A 9900-nucleotide genomic window follows, 5' to 3' on the forward strand; every position below is an offset into this window, starting at 1 on the left:
CCGTACTGACGCACCGCCCGTCCAGCAGCGCGACGCTGCGGTCGGCGAGGGCGGCCACCTCCGTGTCGTGCGTGGCGAGGACGACCGTGATGCCGTGCGAGCGTGCCGCGGTCGTCAGGGTGCGCAGCACGTGCGAGCGGTCGGCGCGGTGCAGCGGCGCCGTGGGCTCGTCGGCGAAGATCACGGAGGGGGTGGTGACCAGCGCGCGGGCGACGGCGACGCGCTGGCGTTCGGCCTGGCGCAGGGCGTGCGGGCGCTTTCGGGCGCAGCCGCCGATGTCGAGGCGGTCCAGCCACTCCTGCGCGGCCGTCTTGGCGGTCCGGTGGGAGGCGCCGCGCAGCATCAGCGGCAGGGCGACGTTCTCGCGGGCGGTGAGCTCGGGGACGAGCTGGGGCTCCGGCTCGATCCAGCCGAAGCGCTCCCGGCGCAGCCGCTCCCGCATGCGAGAGCGCATGGTGTGGACGGGGCTGCTGTTGAACCAGACCTCGCCCTCCTGGGGCAGCAGACGGCCCGAGAGGACATGCAGAAGTGTCGTTTTTCCACTGCCGCGCGGGCCGTTGACGACGAGGATCTCACCCTCGCGGACACCGAGCGAGACGCCGGTGAGGGCGGGGGAGCCGTTGTGTGCGACGTGCAGGGCGCGCGCCCACAGCACGTCGTTGTCCGGCGGGGACACCATGGCGTACACCTCGGTTCAGATCAGCTCGACTCCCCTGCACGGGGGAACGAAGGCGGGGCCGATCGGTCACTGGGCACGCTAGGTTTCCGGGCGTTCCGGCCCGGAAAAGACGCGGCCCTGGGGCGCCCGTTCTCACTCGAACGGGCGCCCCAGGGGCCGTCGTGGATCACTCGATGGGTTCAGGTCAGAGCTTGGTCCAGGCCTCGGTCAGAACCTGTCGCAGGATGCCCTCGATCTCGTCGAAGGTGTCCTGGTTCGAGATCAGCGGCGGCGCGAGCTGGACGACCGGGTCGCCGCGGTCGTCGGCACGGCAGTACAGGCCGTTCTCGAAGAGCGCCTTGGAGAGGAAGCCGTACAGGACGCGCTCGGTCTCCTCGTCGTTGAACGTCTCCTTGGTGGCCCGGTCCTTCACCAGCTCGATGCCGTAGAAGAAGCCGTTGCCGCGGACGTCGCCGACGATCGGCAGGTCCAGGAGCTTGCGCAGCGTCTGGTAGAACGCGTCCTCGTTGTCGAGGACGTGCTGGTTGAGCTGCTCCTTCTCGAAGATGTCGAGGTTGGCGAGGCCGACCGCCGCGGACACGGGGTGGCCGCCGAAGGTGTAGCCGTGCAGGAAGGTGTTGTCACCCTTGTAGAACGGCTCGGCGATCCTGTCCGAGACGATGCAGGCGCCGATCGGGGAGTAGCCCGAGGTCATGCCCTTGGCGCAGGTGATCATGTCCGGTACGTAGCCGAACTTGTCGCACGCGAACATCGTGCCGAGGCGGCCGAAGGCGCAGATGACCTCGTCGGAGACGAGCAGCACGTCGTACTTGTCGCAGATCTCGCGCACGCGCTGGAAGTACCCGGGCGGGGGCGGGAAGCAGCCGCCCGCGTTCTGCACCGGCTCCAGGAAGACGGCGGCGACCGTCTCGGGGCCCTCGAAGAGGATCTCCTGCTCGATCTGGTCGGCGGCCCAGCGGCCGAAGGCCTCGGGGTCGTCGCCGTGGATCGGGGCGCGGTAGATGTTGGTGTTCGGCACCTTGTGCGCGCCGGGGACCAGCGGCTCGAAGGGGGCCTTCAGGGCCGGCAGGCCGGTGATGGACAGGGCGCCCTGCGGGGTGCCGTGGTAGGCGACCGCGCGGGATATGACCTTGTACTTCGTGTGGTTGCCGGTGAGCTTGTGGTACTGCTTCGCCAGCTTCCACGCGGTCTCGACGGCCTCGCCGCCGCCGGTGGTGAAGAAGACCTTGTTGAGGTCGCCCGGCGCGTAGTCCGCGAGGCGCTCGGCGAGCTCGACGGCCTTCGGGTGGGCATAGCTCCACACCGGGAAGAAGGCCAGCTCCTGGGCCTGCTTGTAGGCGGTCTCGGCGAGCTCGTGACGGCCGTGGCCCGCGTTGACGACGAAGAGGCCGGACAGACCGTCCAGGTACTTCTTGCCCTTGTCGTCGAAGATGTAGGTGCCCTCGCCACGCACGATGGTGGGAACGGGCGCGTTCTCGTACGACGACATGCGGGTGAAGTGCATCCACAGGTGGTCGTAGGCGGTCTGGCTGAGGTCCTTGCTCACGGCTATCGGGTTCCCCACATATAGGTCTGCTTCTTGAGCTTGAGGTAGACGAAGCTCTCGGTGGAGCGCACGCCGGGGAGGGCGCGGATGCGCTTGTTGATGACTTCCAGGAGGTGGTCGTCGTCCTCGCAGACGATCTCCACCAGGAGGTCGTACGAGCCCGCGGTCATCACCACGTACTCGGCTTCCGGCATGGCGGTCAGCGCGTCCGCCACGGGGTCGAGGTCGCCCTCGACCGTGATGCCGACCATCGCCTGCCTGCGGAAGCCCACGGTGAGCGGGTCCGTGACGGCGACGATCTGCATGACGCCCTGGTCGAGCAGCTTCTGGACGCGCTGGCGCACGGCCGCCTCGGAGAGGCCCACGGCCTTGCCGATGGCGGCGTACGGACGGCGTCCGTCCTCCTGGAGCTGCTCGATGATCGCCAGAGACACGGCGTCCACGGGCGGGGTGCCGTTCCCACTGCCGCCGCCGCCCGGATTTCCGGTGCGGGAGCCGCGGGGGCTGCTGGGGTCTGCGCTGCGACTTGCCACGCCCTCACTCTGCACGACGTCTCGTCACTTCCGCAAGGCCGAACCGATGAAATTCGTTGTTCAGGACTTCAATCGTCACGGATTCCGCAGTTCTGGGCTGCCGGGTATGTTGAAAGCGTCGGTATAGCGACTAGGGTGGGTGTCTCATCCACTGGACATCTGACTTGGAGGGCCGGAAGTGACCACCGAGCTGCGCCGTCTGCGCAACTACATCAACGGAGAATTCCGGGACGCGGCCGACGGACGGACCACCGAGGTGATCAATCCGGCGACCGGCGAGGCGTACGCGACCGCGCCGCTGTCGGGTCAGGCCGACGTGGACGCCGCCATGAAGGCCGCGGCCGACGCGTTCCCGGCCTGGCGCGACCTGACGCCCGCCGAGCGCCAGAAGGCCCTGCTCAAGATCGCTGATGCGTTCGAGGAGCGGGCCGAGGAGCTCATCGCGGCCGAGGTCGAGAACACGGGCAAGCCGACCGGGCTCACGCGGTCCGAGGAGATCCCGCCCATGGTCGACCAGATCCGCTTCTTCGCGGGCGCGGCCCGGATGCTGGAGGGCCGCGCGGCCGGTGAGTACATGGAGGGCCTGACCTCCATCATCCGCCGCGAGCCGATCGGCGTCTGCGCGCAGGTCGCCCCCTGGAACTACCCGATGATGATGGGCGTGTGGAAGTTCGCCCCGGCGCTCGCCGCGGGCAACACCGTCGTCCTGAAGCCCTCGGACACGACGCCCGCGTCGACCGTCCTGATGGCCGAGATCATCGGCTCCATCGTGCCGCCCGGCGTGTTCAACGTCGTGACCGGCGACCGCGACACCGGCCGCCTGATGGTCGAGCACAAGACCCCGGCCATGGCCTCCATCACCGGCTCCGTGCGCGCGGGCATGCAGGTCGCTGAGACCGCCGCCAAGGACCTCAAGCGGGTTCACCTGGAGCTCGGCGGCAAGGCCCCCGTCGTGGTCTTCGAGGACACCGACATCGTCAAGGCCGTCGAGGACATCTCGGTGGCGGGCTTCTTCAACGCGGGACAGGACTGTACGGCCGCCACGCGCGTGCTCGTCCAGGAGTCCATCCACGACGAGTTCGTGACGGCGCTCGCCAAGGCCGCGGCCGACACGAAGACCGGGCAGCCGGACGACGAGGACGTGCTCTACGGCCCGCTCAACAACGCCAACCAGCTCAAGCAGGTCTCCGGCTTCATCGAGCGCCTCCCGGCGCACGCCAAGGTCGAGGCGGGCGGCCAGCGGGTCGGCGAGAAGGGCTACTTCTACGCGCCCACCGTCGTCTCGGGCCTCAAGCAGGACGACGAGATCATCCAGAACGAGGTCTTCGGCCCGGTCATCACCGTGCAGTCCTTCACGGACGAGGCGCAGGCCGTCGAGTACGCCAACGGCGTGGAGTACGCGCTCGCCTCCTCCGTCTGGACCAAGGACCACGCGCGTGCCATGCGGATGTCCAAGGTCCTCGACTTCGGCTGCGTCTGGATCAACACGCACATCCCGCTCGTCGCCGAGATGCCGCACGGCGGCTTCAAGAAGTCCGGGTACGGCAAGGACCTCTCCGCCTACGGATTCGACGACTACACGCGCATCAAGCACGTGATGACGTCCATCGAGGGATAGTCCTCGACGGCCGCCGGAGCGTTCCCGCGCCCCGGCGGCCGAAGTGATCGACAAGGTGTCGGCTCAGGCGCGCCGGGCTCGACGCAGCGTCCATTGCCCGGCGGTGAGGCGGGGGAGCATGCTGCCGGAGTGCGAGCGAACCCCATGGCCTCCTCAGTCTCCCGCCGGTCCCTGCTGCGAGCCCTGGGCGGTGGCGCGGCCGTCGGCACGCTCGCCGGGTGCGGCGTCCCGGCCGCCTACATCGCGCCGGACGAACGGTCGGCGGGCGACCGCTCGGCCCGCGACAAGAAGCTGACCTTCGCGAACTGGCCGCTGTACATCGACACCGACGACGCGGACAAGACGAGGCGCCCCTCGCTCGCGGCCTTCGAGAAGCGGACCGGGATCGACGTCCGCTACACGGAGGAGATCAACGACAACGACGAGTTCTTCGGCAAGATCAGCCCGTCCCTGATGAACCACCAGGAGACCGGCCGCGACCTCATCGTCATCAGCGACTGGATGTGCGCCCGCTTCGTGCGCCTCGGCTGGGTCCAGGAGATGGACCGCGCGCACCAGCCCAACGTCACCAAGTACCTGGACCCGCTGCTCCGTTCCCCGCATTTCGACCCGGGGCGGAAGTTCACCGTGCCGTGGCAGTCGGGGATCACCGGCATCGCGTACAACAGGCGCAAGGTCGGGCGTGAGATCAAGCAGGTCTCCGACCTGTGGGCCGACGACCTCAAGGGCAGGGTGACGCTCCTCTCCGGCCTCGACGAGGCGTTCGCGCTCCTCCTCCAGGGGGACGGCGTGGACATCACCAGGTGGCGGGCCGACGACTTCCACCGGATGTGCGACAGGGTCGAGAAGATGGTGGACAGCCACCACATCCGCCGCTTCACCGGCAACGACTACATCAAGGACCTCTCCAGCGGTGACGTCCTGGCCTGCCAGGCGTACAGCGGTGATGTGATCCAGCTCCAGGCGGACGACCCCGACATCGAGTTCGTCGTCCCCGAGGAGGGCGCCGAGCTCTGGGCCGAGTCCCTGATGATCCCCAACCTGGCCCGCCACAAGCGCAACGCCGAGCGGCTCATCGACCACTACTACGATCCCGAGGTCGCCGCCGAGCTGGCCGCCTGGGTCAACTACGTCTGCCCCGTGCCCGCCGCCCGCGACGTCCTCGCCGCCGCCAAGGACAAGGACGTCGCCGCCCTCGCCGAGGACCCTCTGATCTTCCCGGACGACGCGATGCGGGGGCGGCTCGCCATCGCGCGTGACATCACGTCCAAGGAGCGCCCGGAGTTCGCGAAGCGGTGGAACGCGCTGGCGGGGCTGTAGGACGGCGCGCTCGCGGGGCTGTGGAGCGGCGGTCCGGCGCCGCTGGCCTCAGCTCAGGGCCGCTGCCGCGATGCGCTGGGCGACCGCGTTCATGTCCTTGCCCTTCGCGTCGGTCGCGTTGACCGAGTAGACGAGGGTGCGGGAGCCGTTCTCGGTGGCGGCGATCATGTTCGTATAGCCGTAGCGCGCGCCGGTCTTGAGCCAGATCCTCTGGTCGCCGACCTTCATGTACTGGAGGCCCGCGCCGAAGGTGGGCGCGGGAGCGCCCGGCGCGAGGCGGGGCAGCGTGAACATCTCCTTGAGCTGCGCTCGCGGCACCACATGACCCTCGAACAGCGCCTTGGTGAAGGTCTCCAGGTCCGCCGTGGAGGAGATCATGTCGCCCGCCGCGAAGCGGTCGTACTGGTTCCACTCCGTCACGTCGACGAGGTGCGCCGTGCCGTCCGCCCGCTCCATCCGCTGGTAGCCGCGGTTGTGCGGGCCGCGGATACGGGGATCGGCGCCGGGGAAGTACGTGTCGCGCAGGTGCAGCGGCCGGAGAATCCGCTTGCCCGCCTGGTGGGCGTACGAGTCGCCGGTCACCCGCTCGATGAGCAGGCCGAGGACGGTGTAGCCGATGTTGCGGTAGTGCTGCTCGGCGCCGGGGGCGTGCTCGGGGCCCTTGGCGAGGGCGGAGGCGACGACGGTCCGCGGGTCCAGGGTGTCGTAGCGGTGGGCGTACTCGTCCTCGAAGCCGTCGCCGTTCGCGATGCCGCTGGTGTAGTTGAGCAGGGAGCGCACGGGGATGGGGGCGAAGTCCGCACGGCCTTTGCCGGGCGCCTTCTCGAACAGTTCCGGCATGTACCGCTGGAGCGGCGCGTCCAGGTCGAGCCTGCCCTCGGCGGCCAGTTGCAGGGCCACGGCCGCCGTCACGATCTTCGTCGTGGAACCGGCGCGGAACCGGCCGTGCGGATCGGCGTCGCGCCGCGTCACCAGGTCGTGCACGCCGGAACTGCCGCGCCAGGTCCCGTGTCTGCCGCCCACCCGGACGAGTGCGGCGGTCGCGTCGGCGTCGGGGAGCCCCTCGATCGCCTCGCGCAGGGCCTTGCGGTTGAGGGCGTCGGTGCCGGTGTCGGCCGTGTGCGCGTGCGTGTACGGCTGGCGGGGCGCGGACGCCGTGGCGGGGGCGGCCACGGCCGCGGTGACACCGAATGCGAGAACTGTGGCGACGGCGGCGACGGCGGTACGGAGGGGCGGCTGCACGGGGACTCCTGGATCGGGGGCCGGTCGGTGCTCCCATCCTGAAGATCATGCGCGGGCGCCGGATCGTCGCTGAGGAGGGGGGCGGCCCCCGGACCGGCTCAGGGTCAGAACAGCGTCGCGTCGGGGGAGTTGCCGGGGGTGTCCCCTAGGGGAGGTGCGTCGAGCGGGGACGGTGTGTCGAGCGGGGACGGTGTGCCGAGGAGCCGCCTCATCGACTCCGCCGCGCGGACCGCCGCGTCGGCGCAGCAGTTGTTGAACAGGACGTGGAGCTCCTCGGCCCGCTCGGACATCGCCCGTATGCGCGGCAGCCACTCGGTGAGTTCCGCGGTCGTGTAGGTGTGGCGGAACTTGTCCTCCTTGGAGCCGTTCCCCCAGGCCGGGCTGCGGCCGTGGAAGCGGATCACCGCGAGGCGGTCCGCGGTGACCGGGGCCACCGGCGGCATCGAACGCGGCAGGCCCTGCGCGGTGTCCACCGCCACCGCGGCCATGCCGAGGTCGGTCAGGAGCGCGGCGGTGCGCGCGGCCCGGTCCTCGCGCCACCAGGCCGGATGGCGGAACTCCACGGCCGGTGACCGGTCCTCGGCACGCCGCGCGCACTCGGCCAGCGTGCGCTCGGCCCGCGGTCCCGGCGCGAACCACGGCGGGTACTGGAACAGGAGCGAGCCGAGCCGGTCCGCCTCCCGCAGCGGTGCGAGGGCGTCGTCGAAGCGCCGCCAGACGGTGTCGAGGAGTTCCGGGCCCGTCGGCAGGTCCCGCAGGTCGGCGGGGAGCGCGGCCTGGCGGGTCGGGTGGCCGGTGAGGAGCGAGAACGCCTTCACGTCGAAGCGGAAGCCGTCCGGTGTCCGCTCCGCCCACGAGCGGCAGGTGCGCTCGGCGGGCAGCGCGTAATAGGTGGAGTCGGCCTCCACGAGCGGGAAGCGGCCCGCGTAGTGGCGCAGGCGTCCCTCCGCGTCCTTCAGGCCCGGCGGATACCAGCCGCTGGCCAGCAGCGCGCGGTCCGTCCACGAACAGGTCCCCACCAGTATCTCGCTCATCCGGCACGGGTACCCCGATGGGTCACGGCGTGCGCAGCGACTCCAGGACATCGATGCGGTTGGTGGTGATGGCGTCGACGCCCGCGTCGATCAGACGGCGCATCGAGCGGCGGGTGTCCGGCGTCCAGGCCGACACGAGATAGCCCTGGCGGTGCACCTCGAAGGCGAGTTCGCGGTCGACGAGCGGGAAGCGGTAGTTGAGCCAGCGCGGCTTCACCGCGTCGAGCAGGACGCGGCGCGGCGGGGCGAGCGTCGTCCAGGTCAACGCGATCTCGGCGGCCGGGTCGGCGTCGCGCACGGCGAGCATGGTCTCACCGCCCGCGCAGTAGGACACGCGCCCGGACGCCCCGCACTCCGCGACGACCCCGACGACCGTGCGCACCGCCTCGGCCGTCGCGCCGGGCAGGTCGATCATCAGGCGGTGCCCCTCGGTGGCCGCGAGGGCGGCGGCGAGGGTCGGCACGCCGCCCTCGGTGAGGCCGTCGACCTCGGCCGCGGACAGGACGCCGAGCGGGCGCTCGCATCCCCACAGGCGCTTGAGCGTCGGGTCGTGCAGCAGGACGGGCACGCCGTCGCCGCTCAGCCGGACGTCGATCTCCACCACGTCCGCGCCCCGCCGGAGCGCGGAACGCAGGGACGGGATCGTGTTCTCACGGACGCGGTAGGGATCGCCTCGGTGGGCCACTGCTGTCACGGTGCGCATGGCCCCATTGTGCTGCCGGGTCAGGGAGCGAGCCACGTCTCCGTGTACGTGTCGATCTCGGCGGCGATCCGGGCCTTGCCCGCCGGGTCGAGGAAGGAGGCCTCGACGGCGTTCTTCGCCAGGGCGGCGATGCCGCGCTCGTCGAGGTCGAGGAGGCGGGCCGCGACCGCGTACTCGTTGTTGAGGTCGGTGCCGAACATCGGCGGGTCGTCGGAGTTGATCGTCACGGTCACCCCGGCGGCGACGAACTCCTTGATGGGGTGCTCGTCGAGGGTGCTCACCGCGCGGGTCGCGATGTTCGAGGTCGGGCAGACCTCGAGCGGGATGCCGTGCTCGGCCAGATGGGCGAGGAGGCGGGGGTCCTGGGCGGCGGTGGTGCCGTGTCCGATGCGCTCGGCGCCCAGGTGGTTCAGGGCGTCCCAGACGGTCTCCGGTCCGGTGGTCTCACCCGCGTGCGGCACCGAGTGCAGGCCCGCCGCGATGGCCTGGTCGAAATAGGGCTTGAACTGCGGGCGCGGCACGCCGATCTCGGGGCCGCCGAGGCCGAAGGAGACCAGGCCCTCGGGGCGCAGCTTGTCGGTGACGGCGAGCCGGAGCGTCTCCTCGGCGGAGGCGAGTCCCGCCTCGCCGGGAATGTCGAAGCACCAGCGCAGTACGGTGCCGAACTCCTTCTCGGCGGCCAGCCTGGCGTCCTCGATGGCGTCCATGAACGCGCGGTCCTCGATGCCGCGGCGGACCGAGGAGTACGGGGTGATGGTCAGCTCGGCGTAGCGGACGTTCTGCCGGGCCATGTCGCGGGCCACTTCGTAGGTGAGCAGATTGACGTCGTCCGGGGTGCGGATCAGGTCCACCACGGAGAGGTAGACCTGGATGAAGTGGGCGAAGTCGGTGAACGTGAAGTAGTCGGCGAGCGCCTCGGGGTCGGTCGGCACAGCCGAGTCGGGGTGCCGGGCGGCGAGCTCGGAGACGATGCGGGGGGAGGCCGAGCCGACGTGGTGCACGTGCAGTTCCGCCTTGGGCAGTCCTGCGATGAAGGCGTGCGGGTCTCTGGCGGTCGCGGCGGTGAGCTGCTGGTCGGTCACGGATTCCTCCCCAGGAACGGGCTTGATCGGCTGATCGGCGGGTCGGGATCATCGTAGGCCGAGGGGCGTGGCGGAGGAGCCGGGGCCGTAGCATGACGGAACGTACGAAAGAGGGGGCCTTCATGTCCGCCATGCCCGAGGAC

Annotated in this window: 8 protein-coding genes and 1 pseudogene; 2 read left to right on the forward strand and 7 right to left on the reverse strand. The window is 70.4% G+C overall.

Annotated elements, in window-relative coordinates:
* The 3 genes from AB8Z36_RS18970 to AB8Z36_RS18980 form a co-directional block, all read right to left on the reverse strand.
* Nucleotides 1-679: ABC transporter ATP-binding protein (locus tag AB8Z36_RS18970; protein WP_369214520.1), on the reverse strand; the 679-nt coding region annotated here is incomplete at its 3' end.
* A gap of 184 nt (nucleotides 680-863) precedes the next feature.
* A complete protein-coding gene (locus tag AB8Z36_RS18975; protein ID WP_369214521.1) occupies nucleotides 864-2243 on the reverse strand; it encodes an aspartate aminotransferase family protein in 1380 nt (459 codons plus the stop codon).
* Nucleotides 2228-2773, reverse strand: a complete 546-nt coding sequence (locus AB8Z36_RS18980) for an Lrp/AsnC family transcriptional regulator (protein ID WP_440581950.1) — start codon at nucleotides 2771-2773, stop codon at nucleotides 2228-2230. Before AB8Z36_RS18980 ends, AB8Z36_RS18975 begins: the two co-directional genes overlap by 16 nt.
* 163 nt (nucleotides 2774-2936) lie before the next feature.
* Here AB8Z36_RS18980 and AB8Z36_RS18985 point away from each other — a divergent pair, with 163 nt between their 5' ends.
* Nucleotides 2937-4376 (forward strand): gamma-aminobutyraldehyde dehydrogenase, encoded by a 1440-nt coding sequence (locus AB8Z36_RS18985; protein ID WP_369214522.1) that lies wholly within the window; start codon nucleotides 2937-2939, stop codon nucleotides 4374-4376.
* Between the two features lie 144 nt (nucleotides 4377-4520).
* Nucleotides 4521-5696, forward strand: coding sequence for an ABC transporter substrate-binding protein (locus AB8Z36_RS18990; RefSeq protein ID WP_369214523.1), 1176 nt, complete (start codon nucleotides 4521-4523; stop codon nucleotides 5694-5696).
* Between the two features lie 48 nt (nucleotides 5697-5744).
* Here the strand turns inward: AB8Z36_RS18990 and AB8Z36_RS18995 are convergent, their stop codons facing one another.
* The 4 genes and pseudogenes from AB8Z36_RS18995 to AB8Z36_RS19010 all read right to left on the reverse strand — a co-directional run bounded on the left by AB8Z36_RS18995 (nucleotide 5745) and on the right by AB8Z36_RS19010 (nucleotide 9792).
* Nucleotides 5745-6938, reverse strand: a complete 1194-nt coding sequence (locus AB8Z36_RS18995) for a serine hydrolase domain-containing protein (RefSeq protein ID WP_369214524.1) — start codon at nucleotides 6936-6938, stop codon at nucleotides 5745-5747.
* A 104-nt stretch (nucleotides 6939-7042) separates the two neighbouring features.
* Nucleotides 7043-7972 carry a DUF72 domain-containing protein gene (locus AB8Z36_RS19000; RefSeq protein WP_369214526.1) on the reverse strand — a complete coding sequence of 310 codons (930 nt, stop codon included), beginning with the start codon at nucleotides 7970-7972 and terminating at the stop codon, nucleotides 7043-7045.
* A gap of 22 nt (nucleotides 7973-7994) precedes the next feature.
* Nucleotides 7995-8675 carry a glycerophosphodiester phosphodiesterase gene (locus tag AB8Z36_RS19005; RefSeq protein ID WP_369214527.1) on the reverse strand — a complete coding sequence of 227 codons (681 nt, stop codon included), beginning with the start codon at nucleotides 8673-8675 and terminating at the stop codon, nucleotides 7995-7997.
* Between the two features lie 20 nt (nucleotides 8676-8695).
* A pseudogene (locus tag AB8Z36_RS19010) lies at nucleotides 8696-9792 on the reverse strand (adenosine deaminase).
* Between the last annotated feature and the right edge of the window lie 108 nt (nucleotides 9793-9900).

It is taken from the genome of Streptomyces flavofungini (assembly GCF_041028215.1).
In the GTDB taxonomy this organism is placed as follows: domain Bacteria; phylum Actinomycetota; class Actinomycetes; order Streptomycetales; family Streptomycetaceae; genus Streptomyces; species Streptomyces flavofungini_B.